The organism is Paracoccus sp. J55, from assembly GCF_000513975.1.
Lineage (GTDB): Bacteria > Pseudomonadota > Alphaproteobacteria > Rhodobacterales > Rhodobacteraceae > Paracoccus.
In genome coordinates, this window is record NZ_AZVA01000015.1 from 1 (window position 1) to 14307 (window position 14307).

General features: G+C 67.8%; 12 protein-coding genes and 1 pseudogene. 7 read left to right on the top strand and 6 right to left on the bottom strand.

The window, feature by feature from the left end; genetic code table 11:
• The 7 genes and pseudogenes from PARJ55_RS22135 to PARJ55_RS0113830 form a co-directional block, all read left to right on the top strand.
• Positions 1-85, top strand: a pseudogene (locus PARJ55_RS22135) (ATP-binding protein); the annotation flags it as partial.
• Between the two features lie 64 nt (positions 86-149).
• A complete protein-coding gene (locus tag PARJ55_RS22140) occupies positions 150-860 on the top strand; it encodes a hypothetical protein (protein ID WP_232215714.1) in 711 nt (236 codons plus the stop codon).
• Between the two features lie 538 nt (positions 861-1398).
• A complete protein-coding gene (locus tag PARJ55_RS0113810) occupies positions 1399-1653 on the top strand; it encodes a hypothetical protein (protein WP_028713576.1) in 255 nt (84 codons plus the stop codon).
• On the top strand, positions 1650-1856 hold the full coding sequence (locus PARJ55_RS0113815) for a hypothetical protein (protein ID WP_028713577.1): 207 nt from the start codon (positions 1650-1652) through the stop codon (positions 1854-1856). Before PARJ55_RS0113810 ends, PARJ55_RS0113815 begins: the two co-directional genes overlap by 4 nt.
• Before the next feature lie 77 nt (positions 1857-1933).
• Positions 1934-3091, top strand: coding sequence for an efflux RND transporter periplasmic adaptor subunit (locus PARJ55_RS0113820; RefSeq protein WP_028713578.1), 1158 nt, complete (start codon positions 1934-1936; stop codon positions 3089-3091).
• Positions 3092-3095: 4 nt separating this feature from the next.
• Positions 3096-6200 carry an efflux RND transporter permease subunit gene (locus tag PARJ55_RS0113825; protein ID WP_028713579.1) on the top strand — a complete coding sequence of 1035 codons (3105 nt, stop codon included), beginning with the start codon at positions 3096-3098 and terminating at the stop codon, positions 6198-6200.
• Positions 6197-7573: an efflux transporter outer membrane subunit gene (locus tag PARJ55_RS0113830; RefSeq protein WP_051416277.1), complete on the top strand. Its 1377-nt coding sequence runs from the start codon at positions 6197-6199 to the stop codon at positions 7571-7573. Before PARJ55_RS0113825 ends, PARJ55_RS0113830 begins: the two co-directional genes overlap by 4 nt.
• Before the next feature lie 706 nt (positions 7574-8279).
• Here the strand turns inward: PARJ55_RS0113830 and PARJ55_RS0113835 are convergent.
• The 6 genes from PARJ55_RS0113835 to PARJ55_RS0113860 are packed head-to-tail and all read right to left on the bottom strand — an operon-like array spanning position 8280 to position 14290.
• Entirely contained in the window at positions 8280-9725 is a 1446-nt protein-coding gene (locus PARJ55_RS0113835; RefSeq protein WP_036698300.1) for an aldehyde dehydrogenase family protein, read from the bottom strand.
• Positions 9726-9743: 18 nt separating this feature from the next.
• Entirely contained in the window at positions 9744-10610 is an 867-nt protein-coding gene (locus PARJ55_RS0113840) for a dihydrodipicolinate synthase family protein (RefSeq protein ID WP_036714220.1), read from the bottom strand.
• 11 nt (positions 10611-10621) lie between these two features.
• Positions 10622-10963 carry a ferredoxin family protein gene (locus tag PARJ55_RS0113845; protein ID WP_028713583.1) on the bottom strand — a complete coding sequence of 114 codons (342 nt, stop codon included), beginning with the start codon at positions 10961-10963 and terminating at the stop codon, positions 10622-10624.
• Positions 10964-10968: 5 nt separating this feature from the next.
• On the bottom strand, positions 10969-11745 hold the full coding sequence (locus PARJ55_RS0113850) for an enoyl-CoA hydratase-related protein (RefSeq protein WP_028713584.1): 777 nt from the start codon (positions 11743-11745) through the stop codon (positions 10969-10971).
• A complete protein-coding gene (locus PARJ55_RS0113855) occupies positions 11742-12911 on the bottom strand; it encodes a CaiB/BaiF CoA-transferase family protein (protein WP_028713585.1) in 1170 nt (389 codons plus the stop codon). The genes PARJ55_RS0113850 and PARJ55_RS0113855 overlap by 4 nt, the downstream gene beginning before the upstream one ends.
• Before the next feature lie 14 nt (positions 12912-12925).
• Complete coding sequence (locus tag PARJ55_RS0113860; RefSeq protein ID WP_028713586.1) at positions 12926-14290, bottom strand: FAD-dependent oxidoreductase; 1365 nt, start codon at positions 14288-14290, stop codon at positions 12926-12928.
• Positions 14291-14307: the final 17 nt, after the last annotated feature.

The window sequence follows — 14307 nt, forward strand, 5'->3', positions numbered from 1 at the left end:
CCGACTGACCCACCACGTCAACATCATCGAGATGAACGGCGAAAGCTATCGCCTCGCCAACAGCACAGCCCGTAAACAGCGCTGATCACCATAAAATATCTACCCACGATTGGCCCTAAGGGGCCAGTGCGCCATGGCTCGCGCCAGCTATGTGGCCAGCGCGCGCGCCATGGCGCACCCCCCAACTGGCCGGACTTTACGCCGCCGCCCCGGCCGACTTTTGCTCCGCCGTTGACATCTATGAGCCGGCCTTCTATTCGACCGTCGTGCAGGACTGGGGCACCAGCCTGATGACCGCGCAGGAGCTGGGTCCGCAGGCGCAATGCCTGGTGGACCTGGGCCATCACGCCCCGAACGTCAATATCGAGATGATCGTGGCCCGGCTGGTGCGGGCCGGCAAGCTGGGCGGCTTCCATTTCAACGACAGCAAATATGGCGACGACGACCTGGACAGCGGCACCATCGAGCCCTTCCGCCTGTTCCTGGTCTTCAACGAACTGGTCGAGCTGGAGGACACGCCCGGCCTCGACCTGGCCCATATGATCGACCAGAGCCACAATGTCACCGATCCGATCGAAAGCCTGATCGTCTCGGCCGGCGAGATCCAGCGCGCCTTCGTGCAGGCTTCGCTGGTCGACCGCGCGGCGCTGGAGGGCTTCCGGGCGGAAAACGATGCGCTGATGGCGGCGGCGACGCTGCGCGCGGCCTTCCGCACCGATGTCGAGCCGATCCTGCAAATGGCACGGCTGCGCGCCGGCGCGGCCATCGATCCGGTCGCGACCTTCCGCGCCTCGCGCTATCGCGCCCGCGTCGCCGCCCAGAGACCCAAGGCCGTGTCCGGGGGCGGAGGCATCGTCTGACTTCACCTCGATCCGCCCACAAAGGACGAACGCGAGACCTCCCCCCAGGCTCAGCCAATAGACTGCCAGTATTCCGATATTCGGAACATCTGTTCACCGAAGCAGCTGTATATGCTTGCTTATTCCTCCAAACATTCGGGTAGCTGGGCCCGTCGCCGCCCTGTGGCAGGGTCCGGTGATTTTGGCGAACCTTCCGGCCTCGTTCTGCGCCGGCGCACCGGCGACCAGCAGGGCGCCGAGGATCAGCGCGACTGGTATGGTCCTGCGGATCGGACATCCCCCGCCCGACTCTGGCGCGAATCATCCGGCTCCGCGCGGCGGCGGAGACCCGGTTTCCATATAGCCGCGGGCTGTTTCCGCCATTCGTCCTCCCTGTATCCGTGTGTTTCCGGAAAAACCGAATTTGTAACGAAGCATTTCTCGTCGCCTTTCAGAAACAATTCCTTACAAAACTCTGCGTGCGTCCGGACGATTGATGGGCATCATGGTTTCGGGTGGCGGCAGGACGCCGCCCAAAGACAGGTGACAGGACGCGAAGATGGCCAGCAAGACCCTAGCCGAAGCCCGGCGGCGCATGACGCCTTGCGCGCCGCGCGGCGACGCGCAGGCCGATGCCGGCGCGGCGCGGATGGTGTCGTCCAGCCTGATCGGGTTCGGCGGCGAAAGCCTGGTCTTTCGGCTGGGCCATGTTCGCGGCGGCCTGCTGGACCTAGTGCCGAATCCGGCCGTCGCCGACGCCCTTTGCGACGGCCTTCCACTGGCCGGCGCGTCTCGGGAAGGGCGGGCCGGATGACGCTGGGCCACGACCACGACTGGCCGACAAGGCTGTTCGGCGCGCTCATCTGGTTCGCCATGACGCTGGCGCTCAGCGTCGAACTCGGCGCCCTTGTCGGCTGGGCCTTCGGCCATGCCGGGCGCGGCGCCGCCATCGGCGGGCTGCTGAACGGGCTGTTCTGGCTCTGGGTGCTCTGGGACAGCGCGGAGAACCGGCGATGAAACCGCCCCCTCCCGCCCCGGCGCAACCTGTGGCAGGCTGAACCGAACCAATCCGTTTTCGACCAGGGATTATCCGCATGAACTTTCGCTCGTTTCTTCTGGGCCTCGTCCTGGCCGCCCTTTCCGTTGCGGGGCAGGCCGAAGCCCAGCAGCCGCCGGCATCCGGCCCGAAGGAAGTCGGCGTCGTCGCGGTCAAGGCCGAATCCGTGCCGCTGGTCAGCACCCTGCCCGGCCGGGCCGTGGCGCGCGACGCGGTGGATATCCGCCCGCGGGTGGACGGTTTCGTGACCGAGGTGCTTTACAATCCCGGCCAGCCGATCAAGGCGGGCGATCCGATGTTCCGGATCGACCCGACCACCTACGAGGCCGCGGTCGAGGAGGCGCGCGCCAATCTCGCTTCCGCCAAGGCGGCCGTGCCGCAGGCCGAGGCCGCCTATGAACGGGCGCGCAGGCTGCAGGGCTCGGGCTCGACCCAGGCGGCGCTGGAACAGGCCCAGGCCACGATGGAGCAGGCGCAGGCCGCTGCCACTGCGGCCGAGGCCGCGCTGAAGCTGGCCGAAACGCAGCTGTCCTGGACCACGATCGCCAGCCCGCTGGACGGGCTGCCCTCGGTCGCCGCGGTCTCACCGGGCGACCTGGTGACCTCGGGGCAAAGCGACGCGCTGGCGACGGTGACACAGCTCGACCCGATCGACGTGGACATGTACGAACCCTCGGCCCGGCTGCAGCGCATCCGCGACCGCATCGAGTCGGGCCAGATCAAGATGAGCCAGACGCTGAAGGCGCAGCTGACGCTGGAGAACGGCGCGACCTATGCCGCCACCGGCGAGATGGTGGCGCCGGGCTATACCGTCTCGACCTCGACCGGGGCCATCGACTTCCGCTTCCGCTTCGACAACCCCGAGCGCCGCATCCTGCCCGGCATGTTCGTGCGCGGGACCATCGAGATCGGCCGGATCCAGGCGATTCTGGTGCCGCAGATGGCCGCGACGCGCAGCCGCGACGGCACGCTGTCGGCCTGGGTGGCCGAGGATGGCAAGGCCGCGAAGCGCGTGCTGACCGAGGAGGGCGTGCATCAGAACAGCTGGATCGTCACCGCCGGGCTGCAAGCCGGCGACGCGCTGATCGTGAACGGCATCACCGGCCTGGCCGAGGGCGCCGAGATCGCCGCCACCCCGGTCGAGATCGACGAGAACGGCGTGGTCCGCGACCTGCCGGCGACGCAGGCGGAGTAATCCGATGGCCCGTTTCTTCATCCACCGGCCGGTCTTTGCCTGGGTTCTGGCCATCATCACCATGCTGGCCGGCGTCTATGGCCTGTCCAGCCTGCCCATCGCGCAATATCCCGACATCGCGCCGACCACCGTGCGCATCAGCGCCACCTATACCGGCGCCTCGCCCGACATCGTCGAGAACTCGGTGACCTCGATCATCGAGGACGGCATGACCGGCCTTGACGGCTTGACCTACATGACCTCGACCTCGTCGCAGGGGTCGAGCTCGATCCAGCTGACCTTCGACGACAGCGTGGACCCGGACATCGCCCAGGTGCAGGTGCAGAACAAGCTGCAGCTGGTGACCTCGCAACTGCCCGACGCCGTGCAGAGCCGGGGGGTCTCGGTCACGCGCTCGACCTCGTCGATCCTGCTGGTGGGGGCGCTGACCTCGACCGACGGCAGCATGACCTCGCTGGAACTGGGCGATCTGGTCGCGCAGGTCATCGAGGACCCGGTCAAGCGCACCGCCGGCGTCGGCTCGATCAACAGCTTCGGCTCGGGCTATGCGATGCGGATCTGGCTCGATCCCGACCGGATGCTGCAATACCAGGTCACGCCCTCGGACGTGGTCTCGGCGGTCAGCGAACAAAACACCAACGTCACCGTGGGCAGCCTCGGCAGCCAGCCGACGATCAAGGGCCAGCAGCTGAACGTGCCGCTTTCGGCGCAGTCGCAGCTGACCTCGGTGCGCGAGTTCGAGCGCATCCTGCTGCGCACCGACAGCGACGGCGCCACGGTGTTCCTGGGCGACGTGGCCGATATCGAGATCGGGCAGGAGGATTACGGCTCGTCCTCGCGCTACAACGGCATGCCGGCGGCGGGGTTCGGCGTGAACCTGGCCACGGGCGCGAACGCCGTCGATACGGCCGCCGCCGTGCGCAACGTGCTGGACGGGCTGCAAGCCTCGCTGCCGGCCGGGGTGCAGATCGTCTATCCCTACGACACCTCGCCCTTCGTCGAGGAATCCATCAACCAAGTCTATCACACGCTGATCGAGGCGGTGGTGCTGGTCTTCCTGGTGATCCTGGTCTTCCTGCAAAGCTGGCGCGCGACGCTGATCCCGACGCTGGCGATCCCGGTGGTGCTGCTGGGCACCTTCGGGGTGCTGTCCTTCTTCGGCATGTCGATCAACACCCTGACCATGTTCGCCATGGTGCTGGCCATCGGCCTTCTGGTCGACGACGCCATCGTCGTGGTCGAGAATGTCGAGCGGGTGATGGAGGAGGAAGGCATCGGCCCGGTCGAGGCGACCGAGAAGAGCATGGACGAGATTTCCTCGGCGCTGATCGGCATCGTGCTGGTGCTGTCGGCGGTGTTCCTGCCGATGGCCTTCATGTCCGGCTCGACCGGGGTGATCTATCGGCAGTTCTCGGTCACGATCATCTCGGCCATGGTGCTGTCGCTGGGCGTCGCGCTGATCCTGACCCCGGCCATGTGCGCCACGCTGCTGAAGCCGCGCGGCCATGGCGGCGGCATCGCGCCCGCGCGCTGGTTCAACCGCAGCCTGGACCGCGCCACGAACGGCTATGCCGGGGTGGTGGGCGCCTTCGTGCGCCGGCCCTTCCGCTTCCTGGTCGTGCTGCTGGCCTTCGGCGCCGGGGCATACATGCTCTATCAGAAGCTGCCCGGCTCGTTCCTGCCGTCCGAGGACCAGGGCGTGCTGATGGTCATGGTCGAGACCCCCGAGGGCTCGACCGCCGAGCGCACAAGGGCGCTGGTCGAGGAGGTCGAGCAATATGTGCTGGGCGAGGAAAGCGACACCGCCGAAAGCGTCTTCGCGGCGCTCGGCTTCGGCTTCGGCGGCTCGGGCGCGCGCAACGCGATGATCTTCATCAAGCTCAGGGATTTCGACCAGCGCGAGGGTTTCGACGCCGCCTCGATGGCGACGCGGGGCAACATGAAGTTCATGTCGAACAAGAACGGACAGGTGTTCTTCATGCAGCCGCCGGCCATCCAGGGCATGGGCAATACCGCCGGCTTCACCATGCAACTGATCGACCAGGCGGGCAACGGGCAGGAGGCGCTGGCCGCGGCCGCCGACGAACTGGTCCGGCAGGCGACGCAGGACGGCCGCGTCACCAGCCTGCAGGGCAATGACGCGCCCTTCGAGACCTCGCGTCGCATCGACATCGACCAGCAGAAGGCCGCGGCCTATGGCCTGTCGATCTCGGACCTGAACACCACGCTGTCGGTGATCTTCGCCAGTGCGAACGTCAACGATTTCTCGCTGGGGGCCGAGCTGCGCCCGGTGATCGTCCAGGGCGCGGCGGGGGCGCGGATGCAGTCCGACGACATCGAGAAATGGTATGTCAGGAACAGCGACGGCGACATGGTGTCCTTCGCCGCCTTCACCGCGCAGGAATGGGACCAGCAGGCGCAGAGCCTGGCGCGCTATGGCGGCACCCGTTCGATGGAGATTTCCGGCGCCGCGGCGCAGGGCGTCTCCTCGGGCACCGCGATGGAGGTGATGGAGGAACTGGTCGCCGGCATGGATGGCGGCTACGGCACCGCCTGGACCGGGCTGTCCTATCAGGAGCGGCTGTCGGGCAACCAGGCGCCCATGCTGTTCGCGCTGTCGGCCCTGGTGGTGTTCCTTGCGCTGGCGGCGCTTTACGAAAGCTGGTCGGTGCCGCTTTCGGTGATGATGACCGTGCCCATCGGCATCGTCGGCGCCATGGCGGCGGCGCTGGCCTTCGGCCAGTCGAACGACGTCTATTTCAAGGTCGGCCTGCTGACCACCATCGGGCTTGCGGCGCGCAACGCCATCCTGATCGTGGAATTCGCCGAGATGCTGCACCGGCAGGGCAAGCCGCTGCTGGAGGCCGCGGTCGAGGCATCGCGCATGCGGCTGCGTCCGATCCTGATGACCACGCTGGCCTTCATGCTGGGCGTCCTGCCCCTGGCGCTGGCCAGCGGCGCGGGCGCGGCGGCGCAGCACTCCATCGGCATCGGCGTGCTGGGCGGGATCGCGGCCTCGGCGGTGATAGGCATCTTCCTCGTCGCCGTCTTCTACGTCGCGGTCCTCAGGACCGTGCAGCATTTCACCAGCAAGAGAGCCAAGACGTGATTTCCCCTTCCCGATTCCTCGGCCCGGCGCTGCTGCTTCTGGCGGCGGGCTGCACGGCCGTCGGCCCCGATCCCAACGACCGACCCGCAATCCCCGTGCCCGCGACCTTCGCCGAAGGCGCGACCGCATCCGCCGGCAAGGTCGCCAACCGCGCCTTCTGGGCCGAATATCGCGACCCGGTGCTGAACGAGCTGATCGCGCGCGGGCTGAAGCAGAACCTGGACGAGGCCGCCGCGCGCGAGCGCATCCGCGCCGCCGCCGCCGACCTGCGCGGCACCGGGGTGCTGGCGGCGCAGACATCCGGCTCGGCCGATGCGTCGCGCGAACGCGGCTCCACGGCGGGCGCGGCGGTGCAGAACGTTACCACCTCCAGCCTCGGCGCGAATTTCGTCTTCGACCTGTTCGGCGGCGCCCGGCGCCAAAGGCAGGGCGCGGCGGCCAGCCTCGAGGCCGCCAAGGCGGATCTGGGCACCGCCCGGCTGGCCTGGATCGCCGAGCTGATCGATGCCTATAGCGACGCGCGCTATTACCAGCAGGCCCTGGCGCTGACGCGGCAGACGGTTTCGAGCCGCGAGGAAACCGTCCGCATCACCCGCGAGCAGCGCGAATTCGGCGTGGTCAGCGAGTTCGACATGGCCCAGGCCGAGGCGCTGCTGGCTGCCGCGCGGGCCGAGATCCCCGGCTATCAGGCGCAGTTCGACGCGCAGGTGTTCAGCATCGCGACGCTGCTCAACGAACCGGCCAGCTCGGTTCAGGCGCAGATGCAGCGCGGCTCGGGCCAACTCCGCATTCCCGGCAGCGCCCACGCCGGCGTGCCGGCAGACCTCTTGCGCAACCGGCCCGATGTGCGCTCGGCCGAATACGACCTGGCCGCGGCGCTGGCGGCGGTGGGGGTGGCGACGGCCGACCTGCTGCCCTCGCTGACGCTGACGGGTTCGGTCAGCGAAAGCGGCGGGGCGAAGACCTGGGGCTTCGGCCCGGCGATCTCGTTTCCGGTGCTGAACCAGGGCGCGCTGCAGGCCACCCGCGCGCGGCGCATCGCCGAGGGGCGCGAGGCCGAGATCGCCTGGCGGGCCAGCGTGTCGCAGGCGGTCGAGGACGTGCAGGTCGCGCAATCGAACCTGCGCCGCTATCGCCAGCAGGCCGCGGCGCTGGAAGGCGCGGCAGCGGCCTATGACCGGGCCTATCGGCTGGCCCGGACCAGCTTTGCCGAGGGCGGGCTGGCGCTTCTGGACCTGCTCGATTCCGACCGCTCGACGGCCAGCGCCCGGCTCTCGGCCGCCTCGGCCCGCAACCAGGCCGCCAAGGAATGGGCGGCGCTGCAGATCGCCACGGGCGCCGGTGCCGGCGAGGTGGTGCTGGTCAGGCGCTAGCGCCGCCGCCGAATGGTGAGTTGATCTGCGCGTGATGCCATCGCTTTGCGAGTCTTCCGGACTGCGCTGCGCAAATGGCCTGATGGGATGCACGGTGCAGGTCTGCTGAACCCGCCGCCTGGGGCCCGGAGTCTGTTCGGTGACGGCCCTGGACAGCAGCCAGATGGCCACGGCCCGCCGGCGGAATGCCGGCGGAACGACCGCAAATGCCCGGCGCGACGGGCCCAAGCCGCCCTCTGATGGTCCTGACGCAGCTGAACCTGGCCGCGACCCCCGCCATGGCGGGACCCGCCGGGCGCTGCGGGCAGGCCGACCGGCGCTGTGCGGTCAAGACCGAGGCGGTGGGGCAGCCCGCCGTCCCCGACAGCAGTGAACAGACCCGCGAAGGCCCCAAGGTCGGCAATGTCGTGACGGCGGCCCGCACTGAAGGGTGCCAAGGCGCGCAAGCTGGCAAGGCCGGCGACCGGAGCGCCCGGTCGCCGCCTGTTTCGTTCAGCGCCCGGAATAGCGGGCCGGGACGGTCGAGAGGACGCGCCCCCGAGCCACCACCAGCAGGAAGGCGCCGGTTGCAGCTCCCTATGCTCGTCCGCCTCGGGTCTGGGCAGCGCGTGGTTGCGGTGGTCGACCACACCGCCACGCGCCGCGGGCTCGACAACCACCGGTGCCGTGCGCCGGGATAGCGGTCGATATGCGGACGGCACGATTGCTAGGCCAGCTGATAAGCTGTCTTCACCACCGTGTAGAACTCGGCAGCATAGCGGCCCTGTTCCCGCGGACCGAAGGACGAGCCCTTACGCCCTCCGAAGGGCACATGATAATCGACGCCTGCGGTCGGAAGATTCACCATGACCATCCCCGCCTCGACCCTGCGGCGGAATTCCGAGGCGTGTTTCAGGCTGCCCGTGCAGATGCCGGCCGAAAGGCCGAATTCCGTGTCGTTGGCCGCGGCCAGGGCCTCGTCGAAATCCTCGACCTTGATGACGGAAGCGCAGGGGCCGAAGATTTCCTCGCGGTTGATGCGGGCGCCGTTCGTCGTGTTCAGGAACAGGGCCGGGGCCTGGTAGAAGCCGGGCTTGTCCAGCTCCAGCCGCTCGCCGCCAAGTACCTCGGCGGCTTCGCTTCGGGCCAGGTCCACATAGGCAAGGTTGGAATCAAGCTGGCGCTGATCGACCACCGGCCCGATCTGGGTATCCGGCTGCAAGGCATCCCCGACGCGCAGGGCCCGCATTTCGCGGCCAAGCCTCTCGACAAAGGCATCGTGGATGCCTTTCTGCACGATCAGCCGCGAAGACGCCGTGCAACGCTGCCCGGTCGAGAAGAAGGCGCCATTCAGGCAGGCCTGAACCGCGGTCTGCAGATCGGCGTCGTCCATCACGACCATCGGATTCTTGCCGCCCATCTCAAGCTGGACCTTCCGGCGCAGGGTGCCGCATGTCGCGGCGATGCGCGAGCCGGTCGCCACCGAACCCGTGAAGGACACCGCATCGATTCCCGGATGCGACACCAGGGCATCGCCCAAGACCGATCCCTGCCCCATCACCAGGTTGAAGACGCCGGCCGGGCAGCCATGCTTGTGCAGAAGCTGCGCGATCACATGGGCGCAGCCCGGCGTCAGTTCGGCGGGCTTCAGCACCACGCAATTGCCATAGGCAAGCGCGGGCGCGATCTTCCAGGCCGGGATGGCGATTGGAAAGTTCCAGGGCGTGATCAGGGCGATGACGCCCAAAGGCTCTCTGGTGACGGCGACGTCGATGCCGGGGCGGACCGACTGCTGGGCATCGCCGGCAACGCGCAGCGCCTCTCCGGCAAAGAACTTGAAGACCTGGCCCGCGCGGACGGTCTCGCCCATCGCCTCGGGCAGGGTCTTGCCTTCTTCCCGTGCAAGAAGGTGCCCGATCTCTTCCTTGCGCGCCAGCAATTCGGTGCCGACGGCATCAAGCAGGTCGTGCCGGACCTGCGGACCGGCCGCCGCCCAAGCCGGAAAGGCCGACCGGGCAGCGTGGACGGCCTGATCGACCGCGGCGCGGTCCGCAGAGGCAAAGAACCCGATGATGTCGCGGGTATCGGAAGGGTTCACATCGGGGCGGCAGTCGCCGTCCGGCAGCCATTCGCCGCCGATCAGGTTGCCCTGGATTTCGTTCCTGTCTTTCATGATCTTCTCCTGCTGGGTTCAGGCTGCGACGCGCTCGGACGCCAGCCGATCCAGCGATGCGATGGCGGACGCGCCAAGGGCCGTGAAGGGCGGCAGCACGTTCTGCCATTCGGGGTTGGCGGTGCGGCGGGCCACCAGATACTTGACCGCGGGGATCAGAGGGCAGGCCGATATGGCGGCCCGCAACTCGGCCAAGCGGGGCGCCAGCCCCGTCTCTCCCCGCCAGAGGCGCGCGCAGATCGGGGCTGTGTGGTTCGCCGTGGCCGAGATGCAGCCTGCGAAGCCGTCCCTTCGTCCCTCGGCCAGCGTGGTTTCCGAACTGGGAAAGACCTTCAGGCCGGGGAGCCGGGAGACCAGGCCGCGGCAATAGGAAAGGTCGCCGGAACTGTCCTTGATGCCATCGAACCGCTGCGGCGCCACGGCGTGCAGATGCGCGATCACCGCCTCGGGGATCACGAAGCCGGTCATCTGCGGAAAATTGTAGAACCAGACCCGGATCGGCCGGTCGCCCAGCGCCGCGTGAAGCGCCAGGTACCAGGCGATCAGCCCCTCCTCGGACGGGGGCGTATAGTAATAGGGCGGCAGAACCAGGGCCACGGGATAGCCCAGGTCGTCGGCATGGCGGGTCAGGCCGATGGTTTCGTCAATCGACGGCGTGCCGGTCCCGACCATCAGGCGGCGGCGGTCCAGCGCCTCGGCGGCGTGGGTCATGACCATGCGGCGCGTCCCGGCGTCGAGGGAATTCGCCTCGCCGGTGGATCCCAGGACGTTCAATCCGTCGCAGCCGTTGGCCAGGGCCCAGCGCGCATGTTCCACAAAGGCGGCCCCGAGGAAGCGGCCCTGTGCATCGATCGGTGTCGGCACCGCAGCGACGATCCCTTTCATCCTGTTCTCCTTCAGATTGCCTGCATGACGGGACGGGGGCGGACCGGCAGATCCGGATGATCCGGCCGGGGCGCCATGCCACGGGACCAGCCGCCGGGTTCCTCCATCTCGCCGGCCTCGTTGACGAAGACCTCGCGGTTGATGCGTGCGAAGATGGCATTTTCGGGGTCCAGCTCGTCCTCGTATCGGATCGCATCGACGGGGCAGATGCTTTCGCACATGCCGCATTCGATGCATTCGGTCGGGTGGATGTAGAACATCCGCTCGCCCTCGTAGATGCAATCGACGGGACAGGAGGTGGTGCAGATCCCGTCCTTGACGTCGATGCAGCGGCCCTGGATGACAAGCGCCATGGCATTTACCGGCCGCGCCAGACGGGCGCGCGCTTCTCGCGGAATGCGGCGACGCCTTCGATCGAATCCTCGGATTTCAGGGCAGCGATCAGGGCCGGGCGGCGCAGGTCGCGCGCTTCATGCGGATTCAGATGGGCCGTCGAACGGATCGTGTCCTTGATCGCGGCCACCGACAAGGGCGCGCAGGACAGGATGTCCGCGACCCAGGCATCGACTTCGGCATCCAGCCGGTCGGGCGGCACGACCGCGTTGACCAGCCCGAACCGCGCGGCCTCTTGCGCGGACAGCATCCGGCCCGTCATCATCAGCCCGGCCGCGATGTTGCGGGGGATCAGGCGTTGCAGGGCGACCATGCCGCCGTCCAGGGGCAGGCGGCCGACCCGTGCCTCTGGCAGCCCGAACCGGGCCTCGGTCGAGGCGATGACGATATCGGCGCCCAGCACCATCTCGAACCCGCCGCCAAGGGCAAGGCCGTTGACCCGGGCGATGACGGGCACGGTCAGGCTTTGCCGCAGGGCGATGCCGCCGAAGCCGTTCGGATTGGCGGCGCCCCAGTATTCCAGCCCGCTGAGCCCGTTCGCGGCCTTCATGTCCGCGCCCGCGCTGAAGGCCCGGTCCCCCGCCCCGGTCAGGACCACGCAGCGGATATCGCTGCGCGTCTCGATTTCCGACCAGATGCGGTCAAGCCTGGCATCGGTCGCAGCATCGACGGCATTCATCCGGTCGGGACGGTCGATGGTGACGCGCGCGACCTGATCGACGACTTCGAAGCGGACGGTCATACCGCCTCCTTCCGCGCGACGGCGTTCAGGTTGAATTCGCGGATGATCTCGTCGGTATGCTCCCCCAGCCGCGGCGGCGCATGGCGGATCACCAGAGGGGCCTCGCTGAGATGAACGGGCGACCCGACCAGGGTGATCTTTCCCAGGATCGGGTGGTCCAGGTCCAGCAACATGCCATTGACCGCGGTCTGGGCGTCATCCAGCGCCTCGCCCAGGGAACGGACGGGGGCGCAGAGCAGGTCCTGATCCTCAAGCCGCTTGATCCAGTGGGCGGTCGTGTTGGTCGCAAAGGCGTCGCGGAATCGTCCCTGCAGATAGGGCTTGTTGGCCCGCTGCGACGCAAGGTTCGGATAATCGGCCGACAGATCCTCGATCTGCAAGGCCGCGCAGATGTCGCGCAGCGGATGCGGCTTGAAGGCACCGACCACCACCACCGCCCCGTCAGTCGTGTCGAAGACGCCGGTCAGCGGCATCGCGGCCCAGTTCAGCACCTCGCGGTGCTTCGACCATTGCGCGGCCTCTTGCATCTGCATGGCGATCATCGAGTCATAAAGCGAGACGCCGACCTTCTGCCCGCGCCCGGTCCTGGCCCGCGCCAGAAGCGCCGCAAGGATCCCCTGCACAAGATGCATCCCGGCCGTGTAGTCGCAAAGCGTGGTCGGATAGATCGACTTCGGAACCGCCGGGTCCTGGGTCTTTTCCATGACCCCGGTCATGGCCTGGGCCAGCACGTCCTGGCCGCCCTTGTGGGCATAGGGGCCGACCTCTCCGAAGCCGGTGCCCGAGGCGCAGATGATGGCGGGGTTGAGCTTCGACAGCGTGTCATAATCGAAGCCCAGGCGCCGCATCACCCCGGCGCGGAAATTGTCCACGACCACGTCCGACTGGGCGACCAGCTCATAGATCATCCGGCGGCCGGCCTCGGACTTGGTGTCGATCTCCACCGACCGCTTGTTGCGGTTGAGCGAGGCGAAGACCGCGTTGTTCATCGCCTCCTCGCTCGGCTCTCCGAAGAAGTTGCGCGACAGGTCGCCCTCGCCGGGGCGTTCGACCTTGATCACGTCCGCACCGAAATCGGCCAGCATCTGCGTGGCGCAGGGACCCATCATCACCTGGGTAAAGTCGAGGACGCGGATGCCCTCCAGCGGAAGGTGCTGTTTCGTCATGGTGGTTCCCTTTCTCAGGCGGCGGCGATTGGTTCGATCAGCGCATTGGCCGAGGGCACGTCGCCCGGATCGGCGCCCTGCGCCCGCATCTGCTTCTGGATGGCCCTGACATCGACGTCGCGCAGCGCGCAATTGGCCTGAAGCGCCTTGGCCACGGCCACGCCGGCAGCCTCGCCCTGGGCCATGCAGGGAGGGATTTCACGCGATTGCTTCTGCGCCTCGCTTTCGACCGAATAGTGCCGGCCGGCGACGATCAGGTTGTCGATCCCCCGGGGCAGCAGCGCCCGATAGGGGGTATAGTAGTCCCTGCCCCGGCAGACCGAGTCCGCGAAATGGCGCCGCTTCTTCACGTCGTCCTTGGTGACGATGTATTCGCCCTGCAACAGCCGCGTCTGCCGGATGCCCATCTGTTCCGCCGCTCCCAGCATCCTGGCATTCTCGAAGCCCGGCAGGTTGGCGCGGGCGAAGTCCAGCAGCGCCATCATCCGGCGGCGGCCTTCATATTCGGCCTCGACCATGTGTTCGGGCGACAGGCCGTCATAGCCCGGCATGTGCGGGCAGTTGCACCAGACCACGCCGGGCAGCGGCGTCTTCAGCCACCACATCCCCCAGGCCCCGCCGATGACGCGCCTGGCCTGGCGGTCGAGGGCCTTGAAGGCTTCGGGGTTTTCGTATTCGAACGCTTCCGCCCTGGTGGTGTCCACGTCCATCAGGCGGAAGACGGTCGTGACGATGAACTGCCCGGTCGCGAAGGACGCGCCCGCCGAGGCCGCCACGTCCAGGTCGCCCGAGGCATCCACCACCATCCGCGCACGGATCGCCTGCCGGCCCAGCTTGGTCTGCACGATCACGCCGGTGACACGGCCGTTCTCGACGATGGCTTCGGAAAACCAGCTATGGGTGCGCAGCTCGATCCCGGCCTCGGCGACCAGATCCAGGCTGACGCGCTTCCAGGCATCGGGGTCGAAGGCGACCGCGTGGATGATCGGCTGCGGCATGCCCTGCTTGTGAAAGTCGATGCAGCCCCAGCGCGCCCATTTCCGCCACATCTCCCAATTGGTCTGGCAATCTTCGGGCGGGGGAAAGACGGCGCCGTCCTGGCGCTGCATCCGGTCCACGAATTCGCTGACGATGCCGGTGGTGACGATCTCGGTTCCCTCGTTCACCATGTCGTCCAGCACGAGGACCATGCCGCCCGACGCCATGCCGCCCAGGTGGTGATAGCGTTCCACCAGCGTCACCCGCGCCCCGTTGCGGGCGGCCGACACGGCGGCGGACAGACCTGCCGGGCCCGCCCCGATCACCACCACGTCGGTGTTGCTGACGACCGGCACCTGCTCGGCCCTGGTGGTGAGAAAATCCCTGATGCGATCGGTCATTTTGGACAAGCTCCTCC